This is a genomic window from Gordonia sp. DT219 (assembly GCF_049847065.1).
Taxonomy (GTDB): domain Bacteria; phylum Actinomycetota; class Actinomycetes; order Mycobacteriales; family Mycobacteriaceae; genus Gordonia.
The window spans coordinates 127,759-151,438 of the sequence record NZ_JBNCNR010000001.1 but is presented as its reverse complement, the minus strand read 5'-3'; the positions used below and the strand labels follow the sequence as shown (position 1 = coordinate 151,438).

At 66.4% G+C, this 23,680-nt stretch carries 21 protein-coding genes and 1 riboswitch; of the genes, 4 read left to right on the top strand and 17 right to left on the bottom strand.

Translation table 11 applies throughout. The features are described from left to right. Positions 1-56: 56 nt before the first annotated feature. From ACPXB3_RS00745 to rsmD, 4 genes are all read right to left on the bottom strand, one after another. The gene (locus tag ACPXB3_RS00745) at positions 57-869 is read right to left on the bottom strand and encodes an amino acid ABC transporter ATP-binding protein (protein WP_425703149.1); all 813 of its coding nucleotides are present in this window, start codon (positions 867-869) and stop codon (positions 57-59) included. Next, entirely contained in the window at positions 866-1,879 is a 1,014-nt protein-coding gene (locus ACPXB3_RS00740; RefSeq protein WP_425703147.1) for an amino acid ABC transporter permease, read from the bottom strand. Before ACPXB3_RS00740 ends, ACPXB3_RS00745 begins: the two co-directional genes overlap by 4 nt. 131 nt (positions 1,880-2,010) lie before the next feature. Continuing rightward, positions 2,011-2,119: riboswitch (SAM riboswitch) on the bottom strand. 126 nt (positions 2,120-2,245) lie between these two features. After that, positions 2,246-2,734, bottom strand: coding sequence for a pantetheine-phosphate adenylyltransferase (coaD, locus tag ACPXB3_RS00735; RefSeq protein WP_425703145.1), 489 nt, complete (start codon positions 2,732-2,734; stop codon positions 2,246-2,248). A gap of 12 nt (positions 2,735-2,746) precedes the next feature. Next, positions 2,747-3,316, bottom strand: coding sequence for a 16S rRNA (guanine(966)-N(2))-methyltransferase RsmD (gene rsmD / locus ACPXB3_RS00730; RefSeq protein WP_425703143.1), 570 nt, complete (start codon positions 3,314-3,316; stop codon positions 2,747-2,749). A gap of 172 nt (positions 3,317-3,488) precedes the next feature. Here rsmD and ectA point away from each other — a divergent pair, with 172 nt between their 5' ends. From ectA to ACPXB3_RS00710, 4 genes are all read left to right on the top strand, one after another. Further along, entirely contained in the window at positions 3,489-4,016 is a 528-nt protein-coding gene (gene ectA / locus ACPXB3_RS00725) for a diaminobutyrate acetyltransferase (RefSeq protein ID WP_425703141.1), read from the top strand. Between the two features lie 219 nt (positions 4,017-4,235). Continuing rightward, positions 4,236-5,507, top strand: coding sequence for a diaminobutyrate--2-oxoglutarate transaminase (gene ectB, locus ACPXB3_RS00720; protein ID WP_425703139.1), 1,272 nt, complete (start codon positions 4,236-4,238; stop codon positions 5,505-5,507). Continuing rightward, on the top strand, positions 5,504-5,938 hold the full coding sequence (locus ACPXB3_RS00715) for an ectoine synthase (protein WP_425703137.1): 435 nt from the start codon (positions 5,504-5,506) through the stop codon (positions 5,936-5,938). The genes ectB and ACPXB3_RS00715 overlap by 4 nt, the downstream gene beginning before the upstream one ends. A 40-nt stretch (positions 5,939-5,978) precedes the next feature. Then, positions 5,979-6,908 carry a Sir2 family NAD-dependent protein deacetylase gene (locus ACPXB3_RS00710; RefSeq protein WP_425703135.1) on the top strand — a complete coding sequence of 310 codons (930 nt, stop codon included), beginning with the start codon at positions 5,979-5,981 and terminating at the stop codon, positions 6,906-6,908. Here the strand turns inward: ACPXB3_RS00710 and proB are convergent. The 13 genes from proB to clpX all read right to left on the bottom strand — a co-directional run bounded on the left by proB (position 6,881) and on the right by clpX (position 23,620). Beyond that, positions 6,881-7,996, bottom strand: coding sequence for a glutamate 5-kinase (gene proB, locus ACPXB3_RS00705; protein ID WP_425703133.1), 1,116 nt, complete (start codon positions 7,994-7,996; stop codon positions 6,881-6,883). The genes ACPXB3_RS00710 and proB overlap by 28 nt on opposite strands. After that, positions 7,993-9,453 (bottom strand): GTPase ObgE, encoded by a 1,461-nt coding sequence (gene obgE / locus ACPXB3_RS00700; RefSeq protein ID WP_425703131.1) that lies wholly within the window; start codon positions 9,451-9,453, stop codon positions 7,993-7,995. Before obgE ends, proB begins: the two co-directional genes overlap by 4 nt. A 151-nt stretch (positions 9,454-9,604) precedes the next feature. Next, positions 9,605-9,868: a 50S ribosomal protein L27 gene (rpmA, locus tag ACPXB3_RS00695; RefSeq protein ID WP_425703129.1), complete on the bottom strand. Its 264-nt coding sequence runs from the start codon at positions 9,866-9,868 to the stop codon at positions 9,605-9,607. A 61-nt stretch (positions 9,869-9,929) separates the two neighbouring features. Further along, positions 9,930-10,241, bottom strand: a complete 312-nt coding sequence (rplU, locus tag ACPXB3_RS00690) for a 50S ribosomal protein L21 (RefSeq protein ID WP_425703127.1) — start codon at positions 10,239-10,241, stop codon at positions 9,930-9,932. Positions 10,242-10,538: 297 nt separating this feature from the next. Beyond that, entirely contained in the window at positions 10,539-14,096 is a 3,558-nt protein-coding gene (locus ACPXB3_RS00685) for a translation initiation factor IF-2 N-terminal domain-containing protein (protein WP_425725959.1), read from the bottom strand. Between the two features lie 431 nt (positions 14,097-14,527). Further along, a complete protein-coding gene (ndk, locus tag ACPXB3_RS00680; protein WP_425703123.1) occupies positions 14,528-14,944 on the bottom strand; it encodes a nucleoside-diphosphate kinase in 417 nt (138 codons plus the stop codon). 42 nt (positions 14,945-14,986) lie between these two features. After that, a complete protein-coding gene (locus tag ACPXB3_RS00675; RefSeq protein WP_425703121.1) occupies positions 14,987-15,472 on the bottom strand; it encodes a hypothetical protein in 486 nt (161 codons plus the stop codon). Between the two features lie 274 nt (positions 15,473-15,746). After that, a complete protein-coding gene (locus ACPXB3_RS00670; protein WP_425703119.1) occupies positions 15,747-16,634 on the bottom strand; it encodes an undecaprenyl-diphosphate phosphatase in 888 nt (295 codons plus the stop codon). A 110-nt stretch (positions 16,635-16,744) separates the two neighbouring features. Then, a complete protein-coding gene (locus ACPXB3_RS00665; protein ID WP_425703117.1) occupies positions 16,745-17,149 on the bottom strand; it encodes a DUF4233 domain-containing protein in 405 nt (134 codons plus the stop codon). After that, entirely contained in the window at positions 17,146-18,612 is a 1,467-nt protein-coding gene (gene folC, locus ACPXB3_RS00660; RefSeq protein ID WP_425703523.1) for a bifunctional tetrahydrofolate synthase/dihydrofolate synthase, read from the bottom strand. The genes ACPXB3_RS00665 and folC overlap by 4 nt, the downstream gene beginning before the upstream one ends. Positions 18,613-18,776: 164 nt before the next feature. Next, positions 18,777-21,422 carry a valine--tRNA ligase gene (locus ACPXB3_RS00655; RefSeq protein WP_425703115.1) on the bottom strand — a complete coding sequence of 882 codons (2,646 nt, stop codon included), beginning with the start codon at positions 21,420-21,422 and terminating at the stop codon, positions 18,777-18,779. Positions 21,423-21,518: 96 nt separating this feature from the next. Next, positions 21,519-22,142 carry a molybdenum cofactor guanylyltransferase gene (locus ACPXB3_RS00650; RefSeq protein WP_425703113.1) on the bottom strand — a complete coding sequence of 208 codons (624 nt, stop codon included), beginning with the start codon at positions 22,140-22,142 and terminating at the stop codon, positions 21,519-21,521. A 197-nt stretch (positions 22,143-22,339) separates the two neighbouring features. Beyond that, positions 22,340-23,620 carry an ATP-dependent Clp protease ATP-binding subunit ClpX gene (clpX, locus tag ACPXB3_RS00645; protein WP_425703111.1) on the bottom strand — a complete coding sequence of 427 codons (1,281 nt, stop codon included), beginning with the start codon at positions 23,618-23,620 and terminating at the stop codon, positions 22,340-22,342. Between the last annotated feature and the right edge of the window lie 60 nt (positions 23,621-23,680).

Here is a 23,680-nt window from a genome sequence, read left to right as displayed (position 1 = left end):
CCGGGCGGACACTGTGTCCTCCGCACCCGTCGGCATAGGTGTGACGGACGCGGAATTCAGAGGACCCGCGTCAGGAAATCCTTTGTCCGGGCGTGCGATGGGCTGTCGAGTACCTGTTCCGGCGTGCCCTGCTCGACGATCAGGCCGTCATCGAGGAAGACGACGGTGTCGGCGACCTCACGGGCAAATCCGATCTCGTGGGTGACGATGATCATCGTGGTGCCGGTGGCAGTGAGGTCGGCGATCACCGCGAGCACCTCACCGACGAGTTCGGGATCGAGCGCCGAGGTCGGTTCGTCGAAAAGCAGGACCCGCGGATCGAGCGCGAGCGCCCGAGCAATCGCCACTCGCTGCTGTTGTCCGCCGGAGAGCTGGCGCGGGTATGCGTCGAACTTGTCCGAAAGTCCGACTCGCTCAAGGAGTTTACGCGCGATGTCGCCGGCTTCTGCACGCCGGGCGCGGCGCGTCGACACCAGCGCCGCGGTGATGTTCTCCGCGGCAGTGAGATTGGAGAACAAATTGAACGACTGGAAGACGTAGCCGATGTTGCGCCGTTGACGCAGGATCGCCCGTTCGGGCAGCTCCTTGAGGTGCCCGTTGAGCCGGCGCACGCCGATCAGCTCTCCCCCGACGCTGACATGGCCGGCATCGAGTCGGTCGAGATGGTTGATCGCCCGCAGCAGCGTCGACTTTCCGGAACCCGACGGGCCCAGGACCACCGTCACCTCGCCGGGACGAACACTCAGGTCGATGCCCTGGAGAACGTGATTGTCCCCGTACCAACGGTGCGCGTCGACGATGTCGACACCGGCGCCGCGAGCCCGGTCGGAGGGGGAAACAGCCTGAGCTGTATTCGATTTCACACTCATACCGCACGCATCCAGGGCCGCAATGCGATGCCACGGCGAACTGTCACCACGGCCGTGCGGGCACGTTGCAGCGGAGTCGGCGGCAACGTTCGCACCGCCCCCCGCGCGAAGTGGCGTTCGACGTAGAACTGGACGACCGATACCACGCTGGTCAAGATGACGTACCAGACCGTCGCCACCATGAGCAGGGGAATGATGTCACCGGAGTATGTGCTGCTCTGGGTCGAGACCACGCCGAACAGATCGAGCAACGAGACGTAGTAGACCAGCGAGGTCGACTTGATCAGTCCGATCAGCAGATTCACATAGGACGGCACGATCGTGCGCAGCGCCTGGGGCAGCGTGATCCGCAGGAATTGGTAGCCGCGCGGGATGCCCAGCGCGGCGGCCGCCTCGTGTTGCCCCTGATCGACCGACAGGATCCCACCCCGCACGATCTCCGCGGCGAATGCCGCCTCGTGCACGGTGATACCGACGACCGCGATGATGAAAGGTGTGGCCAGGTCGGCTTCGGATATGTGGAAAAGTCCTGGACCGAAGGGGATTCCGAGACTCAGGCTCTGATAAAGGGCCCCGAAGTTGAACAGGATGAGCAGCAGGACGATCAGCGGAATCGATCGGAAGAACCAGACATAGGCCCAGCTCACCGCCGCCAGGACCGGGTTCTTCGACAGTCGCATGAGCGCGAGCACGATACCGACGCCGAGGCCCAGAACCGCACTGTAGGCGGCGACTTCGAGAGTCACGCCGAGTCCCTCGATCACCACGGGACGAAAGATCCAGTAGCCGAAACGATCCCACTGAAAGAAGGAGTTCGTGGCCACTCCATGGATGATCTGTGCCACGACGACAAGCACGATCGCCGCCAGCACCCAGCGGCCCGGATGCCACAGTGGCACCACACGTTCCGGCCTGGCGACGTCGGGCACCTCGGTGGCTGCCGACGGTGGTGACGGATCGGGCGGCGCATGACCGCGGGCCTTCGTCGACGGCGATGGGGCGGCTGACATGTGTGAACTCTCCTGTACGGGAACGGGGGCAGCACGATGACGCTGCAGACCACACCGACACCCGCGCAATAGCATCAGGCGTCGAGAGACCACGGCGACCGGCGGTTCGATGCGGAACCGGCACGTCGAATCCATCGCGCTTATCGGGGGAAACCCGATCCGGTCGTCACCTGGGGCACCCCACCGCGATGCGAGGGTTGCCGGTCAGCAAGCCAGGGCTTGTCGCTGACGCTCATGACCGTCGAGCTCACGATAGTGAGGCGGCCCTCGCCGGTCAGCGTTCACATTCTCGGAGATTTTTTCCCGGCGCAGGCGCCTCGGATTCGTCCGCTGCAGGCGTCACCGCGCGGCCGGTGACCTGCCGGCTCAGATGGTGCGTTCGCCCGCAAGGTTGGCCTCCAGTCGCCGGAGGATGTGGGGCGCAAGGAACGGCGCCACGTCACCGCCGAGTTTGGCGACCTCCTTGACCAGTGAACTCGATACGTGCGCGTATCGCGGATCGGTCAACAGGAAGACGGTCTCGACGTCGGCCAGTTCCCGGTTCATCTGCGCCATCGGCAACTCGTAGTCGAAATCGACCGCCGAACGCAGCCCCTTGACGATCGAATGGATCGAGTTGTTCCGCAGATAGTCGACGAGCAGTCCCTGCCACCGGTCGACGCGGACGTTGGGCAGATCGGCGCAGTCCTCGGCGATGAGCTCGAGTCGCTCCTCGACGGAGAAGAGACCACGCTTGTTGGGGTTGACCACGACGGTGACCACCAACTCGTCGAAGCACCGGGCCGCGCGCTCCACGACGTAACGGTGTCCGCGTGTGAAGGGATCGAAGGAACCGGGTATCACCGCACTGGTCATGCTCTGCAGAACCTACTCGTCCGCGGCGACACCGGGGCGTGCGACCTTCACCGTGGTGTCGCCATAGGATTTGTCGACGACCAGTTCCCAGCCCGGGGGCCACGAGAGGACGGCTCGGCGTCCGCGCTCGAGGACCACCAGCCCGTCGTCGGTGAGCCAACCACCGGTGGCCAACGCTGACAGATCGGCGGCCACCTCATCATCGGCGAGCGCATACGGAGGGTCGGAGAACACCACGTCGAATCGGCCGGGCGCGGCACCGGCAAGGAATGCCGACACCGGCGAGGTGATCACACGCCCCGAGGCGGCCGCCCCGACGGCCGTCAGATTCGCGGAGATCGTGCGAGCCGCGCGCCCCCGGCTGTCGACGAAGACCGCCGACGACGCCCCGCGCGAGAGCGCTTCGAGGCCGAGCGCGCCGGACCCGGCATAAAGATCGAGCACGTGGGTACTCGTCAGATCGATGCGCGCGTCGAGCATGCTGAAGACCGACTCACGCACACGGTCGGAGGTGGGTCTGGTGCCCTCGTCGGGAACTGTGAGTCTGCGACCGCCGAAGCGACCTGCGATGATCCGCGTCACCGCTCCATACTGCCCTCCCCGTCACCGCGATCCGCACGCCGTAGGCCCGTGCGCAACCGTTTGTGTCCCGCATCACATCTGCCGGGTGAACTGGGGTTAAGTGGGAGATTCGAGGTCCGATTTGTGCAGGCGGGTGAATTCGCCGACACACGTTGTTAACGTCGAGTGCGTTATGAGCCCGTCCCACACAAGTTCGGCCACATCAACCCAACTAGTTCTCGACTACCGCGCGCCGAAGGTCGCCGACGGTACCCGCCTCTGGGAAATCGCCAGGGACTCGCAAGTTCTCGACGTCAACTCGAGTTACGCGTACGTGCTGTGGTGCCGCGACTTCGCCGACACCTCGATCGTCGCCGAAGTCGACGGTCTGCCAGTAGGCTTCGTCACGGGCTACCGCCGCCCGTCAGATCCGTCGACGCTGATGGTCTGGCAGGTGGCCGTCGACGACACCTATCGCGGCCACCGGATCGCCGGGACGATGCTTCATCGTCTCTTCGATCGCGTCAGCGGACGCGGTGCCGTGGCGATGCACACCACCATCAGCCCGGACAACGTTGCCTCGCAACGACTTTTTGCCTCAGTCGCCGCAGCGCGCGGACTGGGGTTCGAACGCCGCGACCTGTTTGCGGCCGACGACTTCCCGGACGCCCACGAGCCCGAGGATCTCTACCTCCTCGAGCCAGAAGTTCCAGAACCATAGGGGCGCAACGTTTTTGGTGTTCACTGACTGCGCCGTGGCGCACTCAGGGTGCAATTGTTGCCCCAACCGGAGCACCGCATCGTGTGTCGCCGGAGGACTTGTCCGGGGTGTCTTCCGGCAGCGGCGCCCTCTCGGTCGGATGATGCGGCCGGTCACCTGCGATACACACTCGCACCGGTCATCGCCGACCCGACGATTTCCCATATTGGAGGAATGCCCATGAATAAGCTCGATACCACGATCGATGATTCGGTCTTCACGCAATACGAGTCCGAGGTGCGCAGCTATTGCCGCACGTGGCCGACGGTGTTCGGACAGGCGCGCGGTTCGTGGCTGACCAACACCGACGGTGCCCGCTACCTCGACTTCTTCGCCGGCGCCGGCGCCCTGAACTACGGGCACAACAACCCGGTGCTCAAGTCCGCCCTGCTCGATTACATCGAGTCCGACGGCATCACCCATGGTCTTGACATGTCCACTGTGGCCAAGGGTGAATTCATCCAGGCATTCGCCTCGAAGATCCTGGCCCCGCGCGGCCTGGACTACAAAATCCAGTTCCCCGGCCCCACCGGCACCAACGCGGTCGAGTCGGCACTGAAGCTGGCCCGCAAGGTGACCGGTCGCGAATCGATCGTGAGCTTCACCAACGCCTTTCACGGCATGACGTTGGGTTCGCTGTCGGTGACCGGCAACTCGATGAAGCGCGCCGGTGCCGGCATCCCGCTCGTGCATGCCACGCCGATGCCCTTCGACAACTACCTCGGTGGTTCCGTCGAGGACTTCAGCTGGTTCGAGCGCGTCCTCGACGATTCCGGCAGTGGTCTGAATCTGCCCGCCGCGGTGATCGTGGAAACCGTGCAGGGCGAGGGTGGGGTGAATGTCGCCCGGGCCGAGTGGCTGCGCGCACTATCGGAGCTGTGCCGCCGCCGCGACATCCTTCTCATCGTCGACGACGTGCAGATGGGATGCGGCCGCACCGGCGAGTTCTTCTCCTTCGAGGAAGCCGGCATCAAGCCCGACATCGTGACCCTCTCGAAGTCGATCAGTGGCTACGGACTGCCGCTGGCCCTGGTACTCATCCGTCGCGACCTCGACGTGTGGTCACCGGGCGAGCACAACGGCACCTTCCGCGGCAACAATCCCGCCTTCGTGACCGCCACCAAGGCGATCGAGCACTATTGGTCCGACGACACGCTCACCCGCGACGTCCACATGAAGGGCCGTCAGATCGACGAGGTGCTCAGCACGCTAGCCGCCCGGCACGACGGTGTCTCGACCCGCGGACGCGGTATGGCCCGCGGACTGGTGTTCGGCGAGGCCGCCGACGCAGGCAAGGTGTGCGCCGCCGCCTTCGGCGCCGGATTGCTCGCCGAGACCTCGGGGCCTTCCGACGAGGTCGTCAAACTGCTTCCGCCACTGACCATTTCCACCGAGGATCTCGACCGCGGTCTGGGAATTCTCGCCGACGCCACCGAGGAGGTGCTCGCATGATCGTGCGCACCACAGACGAGATCACCGGAACCGACCGCGACGTCGCCGACCCCAAGGGCAATTGGGTGTCCAAGCGAATCGTGCTCGGCGGCGACCGGGTCGGGTTCTCCTTCCACGAGACCACGATCGACGCCGGCAGCGTCAACGAGTTCCATTACGCCAACCACATCGAGGCCGTCTGGCTCGTGGAGGGCACCGGCACCCTTCTCGACCGGGAAACCGGCGAGACCTATCCCTTGGCCCCCGGCACCATGTATCTGCTCAACGGTCACGAGCGGCACACCGTCACCGCAGATACGCAGATGCGGATGCTGTGTGTCTTCAACCCGCCGGTCGTGGGCACCGAGGTACACGACGAGCACGGGGTGTATCCACTGGTGACCGTGCCCGAGCAACAAGGCGGCAAGCACGCGGATACCGCCAACGCCTGAGGCGGCGCACCCGCGCACGCGAATCGATATCCTCGATCAGGTGCGCACCCGCTTACAGATCGGCTGGGTCCCGGCCGAACCGACGCCGCTCGACGAGGATCTCGACATCCTCCTCGAGCGGCTTTCGGCACTTCTGGACGGGGCGCGGATCACCGCACTCACCGGGGCGGGCATCTCCACCGACTCCGGCATCCCCGACTATCGGAGCCCCGGCGCGCCGGTCCGCACTCCGATGACCGCCCAGATGTTCGCGTCCACACCAGAGTTCCGCAGGCACTACTGGGCCCGAAATCACCTCGGCTGGCGCCACATGGACGCCGCGCGTCCCAACCTCGCCCATCACGCGCTCACCACGATGCAGGCACAGGGACGTCTGGCGGGGATCATCACCCAGAACGTCGACATGCTGCACACCAAGGCGGGTAGCCGGCGGGTCATCGAACTGCACGGCTGTTACGGGCGGGTGCGCTGTGTGGCGTGCGGCTTCACCCTGTCGCGGCACCGGCTCGCGGAGACTCTGGAAGAGCTCAACCCCGGTTTCGCACAACGGGTCCGGGGCCGCGGGGCGATCGAGGTGGCCCCGGACGCCGACATGATGCTCGACGACACCGACGATTTCGTGGTCGCCGATTGCCCGCGATGCGGCGGGATCCTCAAACCCGACATCGTGTACTTCGGCGAGAACGCACCCAAGGAGCTTGTCGCGCAGGCATTCTCGCTCATCGACGACTGCGACGCGCTACTCGTCGCGGGATCGTCGCTGACCGTGATGAGCGGTCTGCGCTTCGCGCGCCACGCCCAACGCACCGGCAAGACCCTGGTGGTGCTCAACCGGGGCGCCACCCGGGCCGACGCGATTGCCGACCTCAAGATCGATCACTACTGCGGCATCGTACTGCCCGCGCTGGCCGGGGTCGGCGAGCGCGACACCGATCGCTTGGCTCAGACGGTCACCAGATCGTCGGCGTGAATCACCGGGCGCCGCAACTGTTCTGGCAGCTGCGAGGTCGATCGCCCGACCATCCGCGCCACGTCGTCGGCGGCGTAAGACGACACGCCACGTGCGCGGACCGTGCCGGTGGAATCGACGAGTTCGACGACGTCACCGTCGGAGAACCCGCCGTGCACCCCGATCACTCCGGCGGCCAGTAGCGAGCGCCGCCGGGCGCCGACCGCATTCACCGCCCCATCATCGAGGACGATCTGTCCGCGCGCGTCGGCAGCATGGCGCACCCAGAATCGCCGCGCCGACAATCGGTCGGGCCGGGGAGCGAAAACCGTTCCCACCGAGGCGGTCCCGAGTGCCTGGGCGGCGTCGGCGGCGGCGGCCAGCAGTACCGGAACCCCGCCGTCGGCCGCCAGCCGCGCCGCGGCCAGCTTGGACGCCATCCCGCCGGTGCCGAGCGCACCACCCGAACCGGCGATCACACCATCGAGGTCCTCGGGCCCGTTGACCTCAGAGATCAGTTGCGCGACCCGACCGCCGGGGCCGGGCTTGCGCGGATCACCGTCGTAAAGGCCGTTCACATCCGACAGGAGCACGAGCGCGTCGGCGCCGGAGAGATGCGCGACGAGGGCCGCGAGCCGGTCGTTGTCGCCGAATCGGATCTCGTTGGTGGCGACGGTGTCGTTCTCGTTCACGATCCCGACCGCGCCGAGGGATCGCAGTCGATCCAGGGTCCGTTGCGCGTTCGCGTGGTGGGCGCGGTTGGAGATGTCATCGGCGGTGAGCAGCACCTGGCCGACGGTGCGCCCGTATCGGGCGAAGCTGGTCCCCCACGCGTAGGCCAACGTCAATTGACCGACGCTGGCGGCGGCCTGCTTGGTCGCCAGATCGGTGGGGCGCTTCTTGAGGCCCAGCGGCGCGATACCCGCGCCGATCGCACCGGAGGACACCACCGTCACGTCGGAGCCGGCACGCATCCGCGCTTCGAGTACATCGGTGAGCCGATCGAGCCGCGCCATGTCCAGGCCGGTCCCGAGATCGGTCAGCGCCGACGACCCGATCTTGACGACGATGCTGCGCGCACGTGCGATCCGTTCGCGCACAACGCTCATTGCCGGTCGGCCTCGTCGTCGGGCAGACCACGACGCATCCGGCGCGCCTGCTTGCGCTCGGCAGCCCCCATCCGGTCGGACCGCTCCAGACGGATGTCGGTGCCCCGCTCGGTGATCGGTACGTCATCACCCATCGGCGTGGTCGGCTCCCAGTCGAAGCTCACCTCACCGATGGTCACCGGGGCGCCGGGCTCGGCGCCGAGACGCACCAGCGCATCCTCGACACCGAGACGGTTGAGCCGGTCGGCGAGGTAGCCCACCGCCTCATCATTGTCGAACTGGGTCTGCGCGATCCACCGCTCGGGACGGGTTCCGGTGACGATGAATCCGCCGGGCGTGGCCGGATCGGGTGACACCGCGAACTGCGCCTCGTCGACGGCCTTGGGCCGGATGACGGCTCGGCGTGCCTTCGGCTTCGGATGAGCCTCGTGATAGTCGTCGACCATGCGCCGCAGCGCATTGGTCAGCTCACGCAGCCCCTCGTGGGTGACGGCGGAGATCCGGAACACCGGCCAACCACGCTGCGCCAGTTCAGGTTCCACGAGATCGGCGAGATCGGCTGCATCGGGGACGTCGATCTTGTTGAGAATGACCACCCGCGGGCGCTCCGCGAGATCACCGAGCCCGTGGTCGGCGGCCAGCGCGGGCCGGTAGGCAGCGAGTTCGGCCTCCAGCGCGTCGATGTCTGACACCGGGTCACGCCCGGGTTCGAGAGTGGCGCAATCGACGACGTGCGCGAGCACCGCGCAGCGTTCGAGATGGCGCAGGAATTCCAGACCCAGGCCACGTCCGCTCGAGGCGCCCGGTATGAGTCCGGGTACGTCGGCAATCGTGAAGACGCCACCGGGAGCCTGCACCACACCCAGATTGGGCTGCAGCGTGGTGAAGGGATAGTCGGCGATCTTGGGCTTGGCCGCCGAGAGCACCGACACCAGCGACGATTTGCCCGCCGACGGGAACCCCACCAGGCCGACGTCGGCAACCGACTTCAGCTCCAGGACCAGATCTCGCTGCCTGCCCTCTTCACCGAGCAGCGCGAAACCGGGTGCCTTACGTGCACGTGACGCCAGGGCGGCGTTGCCCAATCCTCCGCGGCCACCCTGTGCGGCCTCGAAGGCCGTGCCCTCGCCGACGAGGTCGGCGAGGATGCTGCCGTCGCCGTCGAGGACCACGGTGCCATCGGGAACGGCGAGCACCAGATCCTGACCATTCGCCCCGTCGCGGTTGTCACCCTGACCCGGGTTGCCGTTGCCCGCCTTGGCGTGCGGGCGGAAGTGGAAGTCGAGCAGGGTGTGCACCTGCGGATCGACGACGAGACGTACCGAACCGCCGTTGCCCCCATCGCCACCGTCGGGACCGCCGAGTGGCTTGAATTTCTCCCGGTGAACCGATGAACAGCCGTGGCCGCCGTTACCGGCGGCGACGTGAATGGTCACCCGGTCGACGAACCGCGACATGACAACGTCCTTCGTGTAGGGCCTTCCAGTCGGGCGCTGCCGGACTCTGGCGCCGAAAGAAAGGAGGTAGAACACCAACAGGGCGGGCCGGGTGCCTGCTGCCCCTGCCCGCCCTGTCGCAGTGTTCTGGTGGTTCTCGTGAACCGCTCGGTCAGGCCTGAGCGGTCTCCGGAACGATGTTGACGGTCTTGCGACCACGCTTGCTACCGAACTCGACGGCACCCGCCGCGAGGGCGAACAGGGTGTCGTCGCCGCCGCGCCCGACGTTGACGCCGGGATGGAATTTGGTGCCGCGCTGGCGGATCAGGATCTCACCGGCGCTCACCTGCTGACCACCGAAACGCTTGACGCCGAGGCGTTGGGCGTTGGAATCGCGACCGTTGCGCGAGCTGGACGCGCCCTTCTTGTGTGCCATCTCAGTCCTCCTGGCTACCTGAAAGTGTGTGGGGTTCATGGGGGCTCGGCCCCCACTGCGTTTACTTGATGCCGGTGACCTTGAGGAGCGTCAGCTTCTGACGATGGCCCTGACGCTTGTGGTAGCCGGTCTTGTTCTTGAACTTGTGGATGCGGATCTTCGGGCCCTTGACATGCTCGACCACCTCGCCGGTGACCGAGATCCCCGCCAGCTTGTCCGCGTCGGTGGTGAGGTTCGAACCGTCGACGACCAGCGCCACCGGCAGATTCACGGTGGTGCCCGGCGCGCTGTCGATCTTCTCGACCTTCACAATGTCGCCCTGTGCGACCTTGTACTGCTTACCGCCGGTCTTGACGATCGCGTACGTTGCCATCGAAGCTGTCCTCTTGTTCATCATCTCGGGCCGTGCCACGCATGTGCGTCCACGGGGTGTGTGGGTGTGTGCATTCGGTGTGGCCGTGCGAAACCCTGCTCGCGCCGGGATTGCATGGAACACTCCGAAGACCTGCCGCAGAGAAGCTCTCGGCCGTGGATCCCATCGGGACCCCGCACAGCTCGAACCCTCCGCCAGAGGCGACCAAACAAGGTTACGGGAGCCGGTCCGGTCAGGTCAAACTCGACTCGACCGTCGGTTCCGGGCCGTGTCGCGGTCGCCGGATGGCGCCGCTGACTACTCGTCTACCGGCGGTCCCGCCGGCCGGCCCGCGGCGCGCCGACGCGGACGTCGACGGACCGCGACCGCCGACTCGCTCGACTCGACACTCGTCGGACCGAAGGTCGTCAGCGGTGTGCGCGGGGTCTCGGGAGCGACATGGACGGCAGGAGCCGCGGACGCCGTGGCCGGTGCCGCCGCAGGCCGTGCCACCCGGCGCCGCGCCCGACGCGGAGCCGGGCCCGACCCGCCGTTTCCGGTGCCCGCGAGCCCGGTCCCGACCTCTGCTGCGCCGGCGTCTCCCGCCTCGGGGATCCCGTCGACTCCGGTGGACGCGGCGGTGTCCACGGACCCGGTCGCCGGTCCGGCGGTGCCCACATCGGTGGTGTCACGATCAGTGGTGTCACGATCAGTGGTGTCACGATCAGTGGCCGGGCGGTCGGCGGTGCCGCGCTCGTGGTCGTCGTGATGAGCGGCGTCGTGATGAGCTGCGTCGTGATGAGCGGGGTCGTGATGAGCGGGGTCGTGATGCTCATCGCCCTCGTGGACGTGGGCAGCCATCGCCCGGAACATCGGGTGCTCGGCCGGACTGTGCGCGGCCTGCTGGTGCTCGACGGACTGCTCGTTCTTTCGCTTACCGCGGCGCGCCTTCTTCGAGCCGGAGTTCTCCGAGCGGGCGGCATCGTCGGAACGCACTTCCACCGGACTCGAATGGACGATCACCCCGCGCCCCGCACAGGCGGTGCACGTCGTCGAAAACGCTTCCAGCAGACCGGTTCCCAAACGCTTACGAGTCATCTGGACCAGACCGAGCGACGTCACCTCGGACACCTGATGGCGGGTGCGGTCGCGTGCCAGGGACTCCGTCAGTCGTCGTAGGACGAGGTCGCGGTTGGACTCGAGAACCATATCGATGAAGTCGACGATGATCATGCCGCCGATGTCGCGCAGCCGCATCTGCCGCACGATCTCCTCCGCCGCCTCGAGATTATTGCGGGTGACGGTCTCCTCGAGATTGCCGCCGGCGCCGGTGAACTTGCCGGTGTTGACGTCGACGACCGTCATCGCCTCGGTGTGCTCGATGATCAGGGTGCCACCCGAGGGCAACCACACCTTCCGGTCGAGAGCCTTGGCCAGCTGCTCGTCGATCCGGTACACCGTGAACGAATCCGGCGCATCGGCGTGTGCCCTCTCGAACTTCTCCACGCGCCCGAGCAGATCCGGGGCCACCGAGCGGACGTATCCCTCGATCAGATTCCACGACTTGGCACCCTCGATGACGAGTTTGCGGAAGTCCTCGTTGAACAGGTCGCGGACCACGCGCACCAGCAGATCGGGCTCCTCATACAACGCCCGCGGGCTCTGCGATCCGCTGCCCTTCTGCGATCCGCCACCCTTCTGCGATCCGCCACCCTTCTGTGAGCCATTGCTCTTCTGGGCGCCCGCTACCGACGACTCGATCGACTTCCATTTCGATTCGAGGCGCTCGACGTCGGCGGCCAGCTCCTCGGCGCTGACACCCTCCGACGCGGTCCGAATGATCACGCCCGCGTCATCGGGGACGAGCTTGCCGAGGATCTGCTTGAGTCGCTTGCGCTCCACGTCGGGCAGTTTGCGGCTGATACCCGTCGACGACCCGCCCGGTACGTACACCAGGTACCGGCCCGCGAGCGAGATCTGCGTCGTCAGGCGCGCTCCCTTGTGCCCGACCGGGTCCTTGCTCACCTGCACGACGACGTTGTCGCCGGGCGACAAGGCCTGCTCGATCTTGCGGGAGCCACCGTCGAGGCCTGCCGCGTCCCAATTGACCTCGCCGGCGTAGAGGACTCCATTGCGCCCACGCCCGATGTCGACGAAGGCGGCCTCCATCCCCGGGAGCACGTTCTGCACACGTCCGAGGTAGATGTTGCCCACCATCGACGACGAGGTCTCGGTGGTGACGAAGTGTTCGACGAGCACACCGTCTTCGAGCACCGCGACCTGCGTGTAATCCTCGATCGCTGCGGCGTCGGCGTGGTCGGTGCTGTGCAGTGAACTGTTGGCACTGCGCTCGCGCACCACCATGACCCGCTCGACCGCTTCGCGCCGGGCCAGGAACTCCGACTCGCTCAGGATCGGCGGCCGGCGACGACCGGCGTCACGGCCATCACGTCTGCGCTGCCGCTTGGCTTCGAGCCGGGTCGATCCGGAGATCCCCTGGACTTCGTCGCGAACCCGCTTGCTCCGGGGCTCGCGTTCGTGAACGACGGTGTTCGGCGGATCGTCGACCGATGTCTCGTCGGACTCGCCACCACCCTTGCGACGACGACGTCGACGGCGGCGCTTGGACGTGGGCATGTCGGCGTCGTCGGCGTCGTCGGTGGTCTCGAGGTCGGCATCCTCGGCGACGTCATCCGAGTCGTCGCCGCTCTTGGCCGCGCCGCCCTTGTCGGCGGCTCCTTTGTTCTTGCCGGCGTTGTCTTTACCGGCGTTGTCTTTACCTGCGTTGTCTTTGCCTGCGTTGTCTTTGCCTGCGTTGTTCTTGGCAGCGTTCTTCTTACCCGCCCGGTTTCCCGACTTCTTCTCGGAGTTCGGGCCGGGGCCGGCTTCGTCGGTGTGCACCGATGCCGTCGGGTCCGCACTCGTGGAGGTCGTGCCGGTGTCCGAGTCCACATCGCTCGTGCGGTTCCCGGAAGAGTTGGATCCAGATGAATCAGACCCGGAATCGTCGGTGTTGTCGTCGGACTCGGGCCGGTCGCCCCGCCCACGTCCCCGTCCACGACGTCCACGCCGGCGGCGTCGGTTGCGTCCACCCTCACCCGAGGAGTCGGTGTCATCGAAATCGGTGTCATCCGAGTCGGTGTGATCGGAGTCGGTGTGATCGGAGTCGGTGTCATCGGGGTCGGTGTCACCGCGGCCGATATCCGCCCGACGATCCTTGCCGGCGGCGGGCGCACTCGAATGCGACCCGGCTCTCGTTGCCGCGGCGCGGCTGGACCCGTCATCGGCGGTGTCCGCGGCGGCACCGGAGCCGGTCGCACTGCGCTGCGGCGCGGAAGCCGGCGCACTCGGCTGCAGGAACAACGGTCCCGCCCCCACCTCGTCGACTGCCGAAACGGGTGCATGGCTGCTGGCGTCGGCCGCCGAGAACAACACGGCGGTTCCGGCCGCCGATTCGTCGGGGCCCCGATCACCGGCCTTCTCGTCTTCGGCCGGGGCCTGGATCTCGCGCGGGCGGTCCGTGCCCTCGGGCGCGGCAGCGGCCACCGGTGCCGACTCTCCGGCCCGGGGCTGCTCGGCGCTATTCGATACGGAAGCTTCCGGTACCGGGACATCGGTTACCGGGCTCGCCGTCTGCGGAGCGAGCGACTCGCTTCCATGCTCTCGAACCCGCTGCGCCACCGCCTGCGCCAACTCGCGCTCAACACTCGATTGGGCGCTACGCATGTGCGACCCCAACTCGGCCAGGTGTGCGAGTACCTGACGACTGGTCAGGCCGAGCACTCGGGCGAGTGCGTGCACACGAAGTTTGCTGGGAAATTCTTCCACCGGATCAGACGCTGCGTTCGCGTCATCCGGCGACCCGTTGTCGGTCACTCGTGTCTCCTTGAACCCCCGGGCGCGTCCTTGCGACGCGGCCACGCGAGGGTCTCTGCTGTGTGTCCCGGCCTCGGCCGGTGTTGTGTGGTCTGCGCGCCCCCTCGGCTCGATCGGAGCTGCAGGGCGCTCTTGCTGGGTGATGGGTTACGGCCCACCCTCCACGCCATCGGCTCGGAGGCTGTGGCCGGCGGGTCACCGTCGGCGAACCACCGCGATGGGGAGAGCGGCTGGGCGGGCGGGCACGAGGTGCTTCATGCCGGGCGTACTGCATTCCGGTGCACTTCGTGCTTGTCCGACCCATTTCCGAACGTCATCGGTGTCGTCGCGGGCAAAGTGTGTCCGCGACAACTCCCCAAGTATCCCACACTGCGGGTCGACGCCGGCACACATGTGCATCCACGCGCGCCGACCCGCCGGGTGACGGGATGTCAGGAATCGATGTCGGGGAACCAGATGGCGATCTCGCGTTCGGCCGATTCCGGAGAATCCGAGCCGTGGACGAGGTTGTTCTGCGTGGTCAAGGCGAAGTCGCCGCGGATGGTGCCGGGTACCGCCTTTTCCACCGGGTCGGTGCCGCCGGCTATCTGCCGCCACGCCGCGACGGCGCGCGGTCCCTCGACGACAGCCGCGACGAGCGAGCCGGAGGTGATGAATTCCAGCAATGCCGGGAAGAAGGGTTTGCCCTCGTGCTCGGCGTAGTGGAGCCGGGCCAGCTCGTCGGTCACCGACTTGAGTTCCAGTGCCACCAGGGTCAGACCCTTGCGTTCGATGCGGGCAAGGATGTCGCCGACCAGGGCTCGGGCGACACCATCGGGCTTGATCAGTACCAATGTCCGTTCAGTCACGTGGACACCTTATCGGCGTAGCGGCCACCGCTGACACCGGACTCATGAGCAGTACTGGCCCGAAACCGCATAGACCCCGTAGTCGAACAGTCCGCCAGAACTCGATCGAGGGTTCACGATGATCTGCACGCAGCCCTTCGGATCGGCGAGCGCTCCCTGCACCGCCCGGTCCAGCGTCTTGGCGAGTCCGAGGTTGGCGGGGCGGTACTGGGCGGGCACGGGCAAGGCCGCGATCGAGTCGGCGACCTTCATCGTCGACATGCGTTTGGTCAGATCGTGGGTGGCGAGGTAGCCGTAGGAACCGGTCGGTACCGGCATCGGCGACCCGGTCTCCGGCAGATCGACGACGGCCTGGGCGTCGGGCGGCGGCGGAGTCGTTCCAACCGCGGCCGATTGCGCCGCACCCACCACGGTGCCGGTGCCGACCGCCGCGGCCGCCACGAGCGCAAGCGCCCCGCGTCTGGCCATGAACCCTGCCCGGGTCGGGGTGGTGGTGCGGTCACGGGCGCGGGCGCGGGCGATGATCACGCGGCTCCTTCAGGTGTGGTGCGGTGGGAGCGGCGACGGTTGGTCGCCGTACGGTCAGCGCACCGGCCCGACCGACGTGTGACGACAGCGCGCATTCGCCCCCGGCATATTCGTCGTCGCGGCCCCGGCGCGACTTCGCGTAATTCTGCAAGACCGGCACCGCCGACAACAACCTGCTCAGGTCACGATTGCGCACCGATCGTCGGCTGAACGGACCACACCGGCACAGCCCGGGCAGAACGGGAACGACGACGTGGGTCTCGAGACCGATGGTTCAGGCGAAGTGGACGATGCTGATCGCTCCGGCGACGACGCAGTACGCGACGAACGGATACAGCGTGCGGGTGTGAAACCAGCGCGCCAGAAACGCGACGGCGGCGAATGCCGCGGCAAAAGCGCATACCGAGCCGACGAGTACCTGACCACCGATCCCCTGTCCCGCCGGCCCGAACAACTCGGGAATCTTGAGCAACCCGGCCGCGAGGATCACCGGGGTGGCGAGCAGGAACGCGAACTTCGCGGCGTCCTCGTGGGCCAATCGGCGTAGCAGGCCACCCGAGATCGTGACGCCCGATCGAGAGATCCCCGGCAGCAACGCAAGGATCTGGCACGCACCGATGCCGACCGCCTCCCCCACTCCCAACGCCGCCATCGGACGGTCTGTGTCGGGACGTCGCCGCGCGTGCCGCCCGGTGGCCGATCGGCGGCGCAAGAGCTCGGCGGTGGCCAGCACCAGCCCGTTCAGGAACAGGAAGATCGACGCGGCGAGCGGATTGGCGAACACCACACGCAACGGTTTCTCGGCGAGGAGGCCGACGACCCCGACCGGGATGGTCGCCGCGATGATGAGCCATGCGAGCCGAGCGGAATCATCATCGATGCGCCGTCGACGCACCGACGAGACGAACCCGCCGACGATGTGGACCCAGTCCCGCCAGTAGAACAGGACCAGCGCGACAGCGGTGGCCACGTGCAGCGCCACGACGAAGGCGAGAAACGGTGTGTGCCCGGCGCTGTCGGACTCGGTTACCAGTTGTTCCCAGCTGCCGCCAAGCCACGCCGGAACCAGGATCGAATGCCCCAGGCTCGACACCGGAAACAATTCGGTCACGCCCTGCAGCAAACCCATCACGATGGCTTGCGGATAGGTCAACTCACTCACCGGCGACTCTTCCTCTCATCACTGACACAAGCCACCGACGATACCCAATTCAAAGGGCGAAAGCCTCTGCACAGCAACCGATTCCGGCATTACGGCCAAATCGGCGCGAACTATGACGGATCGATCGGTTCCTGGCCGGCCAGGCGTCCCTCGCGGATGCGGCGCGCGACATCGTTGCGGACGTAACGGATGTAGAGCCATACGAACAAGAACAACAGGCCGACGATCGCGATCGACCAGTGGAACAGCCCGCCGATGATCACGAGCACCTGCAACCCGATGTCGAGCTCGAGCGCACGCGCCCGGCGCTGCATTCCGCTCGCCAGGATGAGCAAGACGGTCACCACCGCGAGATAGATGCCCGACACCCAGGTCAGACCCGGACCGATCTTCGCCACCACCGGAAAGGTCAGCACCATGACGATGACCTCGAGGATCAGCGTGCCGGCCATCACTCCACGCAGACCGCGCCACGGGTCGGTGGCCGGGGCGGTGAACCCAGGGTGTTCGCTCATGCGGGCTCCTTGCCGAAGAGGGTTCGGCCGGCACCGGCGGTGACCACCGATCCGGTGATGATCACGCCCGCGCCGGACACCGGCTCGCCGTCGGATTCCTCGGCGAGCCCGATCGCTGCGGCGACCGCGTCGGGCAAGAACGGTTCGACCAGAACCCGGTCCTCCCCGAACACCTCCCGCGCGATCTCGGCGAGGTCCTCGGTATCGAGTGCGCGCGGAGACCCGTTGTTGGTGACCACGATCTGATCGAGAATCGGCTCGAGCGCGGCGAGTACCCCCTCGGCGTCCTTGTCGCCGAGGACACCGACCACCCCGACCAGACGCCGGAAATCGAACTGATCGGCCAGCGCATGGGCAAGAGCATGAGCACCGTGCGGATTGTGCGCGGCGTCGACGAACACGCTCGGCGCGCTGCGCACCCGCTCGAGCCGTCCCGGGCTCGACGCCGCCGCGAAACCCGCACGGACGGCGTCGATGTCGAGTTGCCGGTCGGGTCCGGCACCGAAGAACGCCTCGACCGCCGCCAGCGCCAACGCGGCGTTGGCGGCCTGATGTTCGCCGTGGAGCGGCAGGAACACCTCCTCGTACACCCCGCCGAGACCTTGGATCCGCAGCATCTGTCCCCCGACGGCGGTGGCTGCCTCGAGTACCGCGAACTCCGAGTTCTGCCGGGCCACGATCGTGCCCTTCTCGACGGTCTCGCGAAGCAGCACCTCCAGCACCTCGGGCTGCTGCGGGGCGATGACGGTGACCGGGTCGGTCTGAACCAGGTCCTCTGCGGCACGCTTGATGATTCCGGCCTTCTCCCCGGCGATCGCAGCCAGCGAATCACCGAGGAAGTCCGCGTGATCCATGGCGATGGGCGTGATCACCGCGACCACGCCGTCGACGACATTGGTGGCATCCCAGCGGCCGCCCATTCCGGTCTCGACGACGGCCACATCGATGGGCGCCTCGGCGAAATGCGCATACGCGATCGCGGTGAGCACCTCGAACTTGCTCATCCGTGGCCCCTCCACGGCTGTCGACGAATCGTCGACCATCGTGATGTACGGCTCCAGATCACGGTAGGTCTCGATGTAGGTGCGAGCCGAGATCGGTTGTCCGTCAACCGCAATACGCTCGGTGACGCGCTGCAGGTGCGGGCTGGTGATACGCCCGGTACGCCGGTGCAGGGCGATGAGCAGCGCGTCGATCATCCGGGTCACCGACGTCTTGCCGTTGGTGCCTGCGACATGAATCGCCGGATAGGCGTGCTGCGGGGACCCGAGCAGATCCATCAGCGCCGAGATCCGGGTCAGTGATGGTTCGATCTTCGTCTCGGGCCATCGGGTGTCGAGTTCGGCCTCGACCTCGGCGAGTTCGGCCAGATCCGCCGCGCTGTCGCCGGCGGTCAGCGGAGCCCGGTCCCGCGCATCGGTCGCGGTCTCCTCGTCGTCTCTCAGCAGCGACGCGAGGTCCATCCGGTCGGGCTCGATGTCCCCTGGCCCGAGATCACCGGGCTCGAGATCACCCGGCTCGATGGGACCCGAGTCCTCCCAACCGGCGAAATCGGCTGCCGTGAAGATCGGCTCGTCGTCGGCGCCCTCGACGGCATCGTCAACCCGATCATCGTCGTCGCGGCGGCTCATGACGCTCCCAGCGAATCCTGTTTGGCCTGCAGCCGGGCGACCTCTTCGGCTGCGATCGTGCTCCGCTGACGAATCTTGGCCACGACGTGGTCAGGGGCCTTCGAGAGGAACTGGTCATTGCCCAACTTGGCGGTGGTCTGGGCCAGCTCTTTCTCGGCGGCCGCGAGATCCTTGGCCACCCGTTTGCGTTCGGCCGCGACGTCCACGGTCCCGGACGTGTCGATCTGTACCTCCACCGTCGTGGCCCGCAACCGGACCTCGACGGTGGCCGTCGCCGCGAATCCCGCCTCCGGCTCATCCAGCCGGGCCAGCGCCGCGATGTAGGGCGTCAGCGGCGTCAGACCGGACTCCTCGAGGTGCGCAAACCGAACGGGCACCTTCTGGCCCGGCTTGAGGCCCTGGTCACTGCGGAAACGCCGCACCTCGGTGATGAGTTTCTGCAGGTCCTCGATGGTCGCCGCGGCTTCGGGGTCGGCGCGGCGACCCGCAGGCGTCGGCCACTGCGCAATCACCAGCGACTCACCGCCGGTCACCGCCCTCCACAGCACCTCGGTCACGAAGGGCATCACGGGCGACAACGCGCGCAGCAGTGGATCCAGGACCGCACCGAGGACCAGACCTGTTGTGTGCGAACGCCGTTCATCGCCACCGGCAAACTGAACCTTGGCCAGTTCGAGATACCAGTCGCAGAACTCGTCCCAGGCGAAGTGATAGAGCGCTTCGCATGCCTTGGCGAACTCGTAGGACTCGAAGCCGGCGTCGACCTCGGCGAGCACCTCCTCGAGCCGCGACAGGATCCAACGATCGGCGGCAGTGAGTTCCGCCGGATCAGGCAGTTCACCGACTGCTGCACCGTTCATCAGTGCGAACTTGGTGGCGTTGAAGAGTTTGGTCGCGAAATTCCGCGAGGACTGCGCATGATCCTCACCGACCGAGATGTCGCTACCCGGATTCGCACCACGCGCGAGCGTGAAACGTAACGCGTCGGCACCGAAGCGCTCCACCCACTCGAGCGGGTCGATGCCGTTGCCCTTGGACTTGCTCATCTTGCGTCCGTGCTCGTCGCGGACCAGACCGTGCAGGAACAGATTCCGGAAGGGCACACGGCGATCCGCACCCATCTCGGTGCCTGCGTAGGTGCCGAACATCATCATCCGCGCCACCCAGAAGAACAGGATGTCGTAGCCGGTGACGAGAACCGAAGTGGGATAGAACTTCTCGAGATCATCGGTCTGTTCCGGCCATCCCAGTGTGGAGAACGGCCACAAACCCGAGGAGAACCAGGTGTCGAGGACGTCGGTTTCCTGTCGGTAGCCGGCGGGCACCTCCTCGTCGGGGCCCACGCACACGACCTCGCCCTCGGGGCCGTACCAGATCGGAATCCGGTGGCCCCACCACAACTGGCGCGAGATACACCAGTCGTGCATGTCATCGACCCAGCCGAACCACCGCGGCTCCATGGACGTGGGGTGGATGACGGTTGAACCATCGCGTACCGCGTCCCCGGCCGACTTCGCCAGCGGTGCGACATCGACCCACCACTGCATCGACAACCGCGGTTCGATGGGCTCGCCGGTCCGCTCGGAATGCCCGACGCTGTGCAGATATGGGCGGATCTCTTTGACGATGCGCCCTTGACCGGCCAGCGCCTCTCGCACCTTGACGCGCGCCTCGAAGCGGCCCATGCCGTCGAATTGGGTTCCGGTGCCGACGATCCGGGCCTCCTCGTCCAGGATCGTCGGCATCGCGAGATCGTGCCGCTGTCCGATCGCGAAGTCATTGGGATCGTGGGCCGGCGTGATCTTGACTGCGCCACTGCCGAATTCGGGGTCGACGTAGTCATCGGCGATGACCGGTATCGTCCGCTCGACGAACGGATGCGCCAGTTCGGTGCCGATCAGATGTGCGTACCGCTCATCGCCAGGGTGCACAGCGATCGCGGTGTCGCCGAGCATCGTCTCCAGCCGGGTGGTGGCGACCACGATATGCGGCTGCGAATCGTCGAGCGAGCCATAGCGGAAGCTCACCAGCTCACCCTCGACGTCGGCGTAACTGACCTCGATGTCGCTCACCGCCGTCTTGAGGACCGGCGACCAGTTCACCAGACGCTCGGCCTGATAGATCAGCCCGTCGTCGTACATCTTCTTGAACATCGTCTGCACGGCACGCGAGAGGCCTGCGTCCATCGTGAAGCGTTCCCGGCTCCAATCCACGCTGTCGCCGAGGCGGCGCATCTGTTCGCCGATGTTGCCGCCGATCTCGGCCTTCTCGGCCCAGACGCGCTCGATGAATGCCTCGCGGCCGAGGTCGTCGCGGGTCAGCCCTTCGGCGGCGAGTTTGCGCTCGACCATCGTCTGCATCGCAATCGCCGCGTGGTCCATCCCGGGCAACCACAGCACCTCATAGCCCTGCATCCGGCGGCGACGCGACAACGCGTCCATCAGGACATGCTCATAGGCGTGCCCCATGTGCAGGGACCCGTTGACGTTGGGCGGCGGGATCACGATCGAGAACGGCGGCTTGTCACTGGCCGCGTCCGCGGTGAAATAGCCTGCGTCCACCCATTGCCGGTACAGCGCGGCCTCATGCTCGGCGGGATCCCAGGACTTCGGCAGCTCGCGGGAGGAATCGGGTGTGGTCACCCCCCAATCTTAGGGAACGCCCCGCACGCTCCTGCGCCCACCGCGCGCTAGACGGTCACCGCGCCGCAGCCGGCCGGCTCGTCCGGGTGTGAAGGTTCAGCGCCGCGCGAGGGTGCGCAGCCGATGGAGGTCCTCCGGTGCGTTGACATTGATCAGCCACGACGGGTCGGACACGGTGATCCGACGGGTGATCAACGCGTCGAGAGCGGCGGTCATGCGACGCTCGCCGGTCTCCAGCAGAGCTTCCACCTTCGCTGCGGACCCGACGCGGTAGATCCCCGCCATCGGATGATCGCGCTCGGCGTCACGGGCAACCACCGCGTCGGCCGACTCGGTCATGCCCACCAGGAGCTCCTCGATCAGTCCGGGTGCGATCAGTGGCATGTCGGTGGCGCAGACGAACACCAGCGTCGCGCCGTGATCGCGCGCTGTCGCGAGGCCCTCGGCAAGCCCGCCGAGCGGGCCTGCGCCCTGCTGTTCCCCGGTTACCCACTGCGCCGGCGGGCCACCTGTGCCGTACAACTCCTGATAGGCAGGTGAGGCGGTGCTCGCGGCGACGAAGACACCGCTGTCGCAGGAACCGTTGAGGGTCTCGACGATGCGCGCCAGCATCGGCTGTCCTTCCCAGTCCATCGCCGCCTTGTTGTGGCCCATTCGCCGGGATCGTCCTCCCGCGAGCACCAATCCGGCCAGATGTCGATCGCTCGTCTGCGCAGTCATGGCTCCAGTGTGGGTGATGACCACTTGCCGCGTGCCGAGATCGCCGATACCGGTGTCGCACAACAAGTATTCGACCGTCGGCCCGCCGGGCACACCTCCGGCCGATGGCCGGAACACACCACTCCCGCCCGGTCGTGACCGACCGGGCGGGAGTGGTGAACTTCTACCGATTGGGCCGGGCGTACCGGCGTCGGGACTCAGGCCGTCTTGTCGCGCCGTTCGTCGTCGCTGTCGGCCCGCGGCACGATCGTCGGCAGCACGTTGTCGTTGACGGTCTCGGCGGTGACGACGACCTTCTCGACATCGGTGCGGCTCGGGATGTCGTACATCACCGGCAACAGCACCTCTTCCATGATCGCCCGCAGCCCGCGCGCACCGGTGCCGCGGTGGATCGCCTGATCGGCGATCGCCTCGAGCGCATCCGCACTGAACTCGAGTTCGACGTTGTCCATCTCGAACAGCTTGGTGTACTGCTTCACCAGCGCGTTCTTCGGCGCCGACAGGATCGAGACCAACGATTCCTTGTCGAGGTTGGTCACCGACGCAATGATCGGCAACCGACCGATGAACTCCGGGATCAAACCGAACTTGATGAGATCCTCGGGCATCACCGAGGAGAAATGATCGGTGGTGTCCACCTCGTTCTTCGACGCGACCTCGTTGCCGAAACCTATGCCGCGCTTACCGATTCGTTCCGAGATCACCTTCTCTAAACCGGCGAACGCACCCGCGACGATGAACAACACGTTCGTCGTGTCGATCTGGATGAACTCCTGATGCGGATGCTTGCGGCCACCCTGCGGGGGCACCGACGCCTGGGTTCCCTCGAGGATCTTCAGCAGCGCCTGCTGCACACCCTCACCGGAGACGTCCCGGGTGATCGACGGGTTCTCGCTCTTGCGGGCGATCTTGTCCACCTCGTCGATGTAGATGATGCCGGTCTCGGCGCGCTTGACGTCGTAGTCGGCGGCCTGGATCAGCTTCAGCAGAATGTTCTCGACATCCTCACCGACGTATCCGGCTTCGGTCAGCGCCGTCGCGTCGGCAATTGCGAACGGAACATTCAGCATCTTCGCGAGTGTCTGGGCGAGATAGGTCTTGCCACAACCGGTCGGACCGAGCATGAGGATGTTGGATTTCATCAGCTCGACGATCTCACCGCTGCGGGCTTCCTTCTTCTCCCCCGCCTGAATGCGCTTGTAGTGGTTGTAGACCGCCACTGCGAGCGTGCGCTTGGCCGTGTCCTGGCCGATGACGTAGTTCTCGAGGAACTCTTTGATCTCGGCCGGCTTGGGTAGTTCATCGAGCTTGACGTCGCCGTTCTCGGCGAGCTCTTCCTCGATGATCTCGTTGCACAGGTCGATGCACTCGTCGCAGATGTACACGCCGGGACCGGCGATGAGCTTCTTGACCTGCTTCTGACTCTTTCCGCAGAAGGAGCACTTCAGCAGATCGCCACCGTCTCCGATTCGTGCCATCGTGTGCTGTACCTACTTCCTCGATGTTGCGTGGCTGCTCGATGCCGCCGCCACCAGATC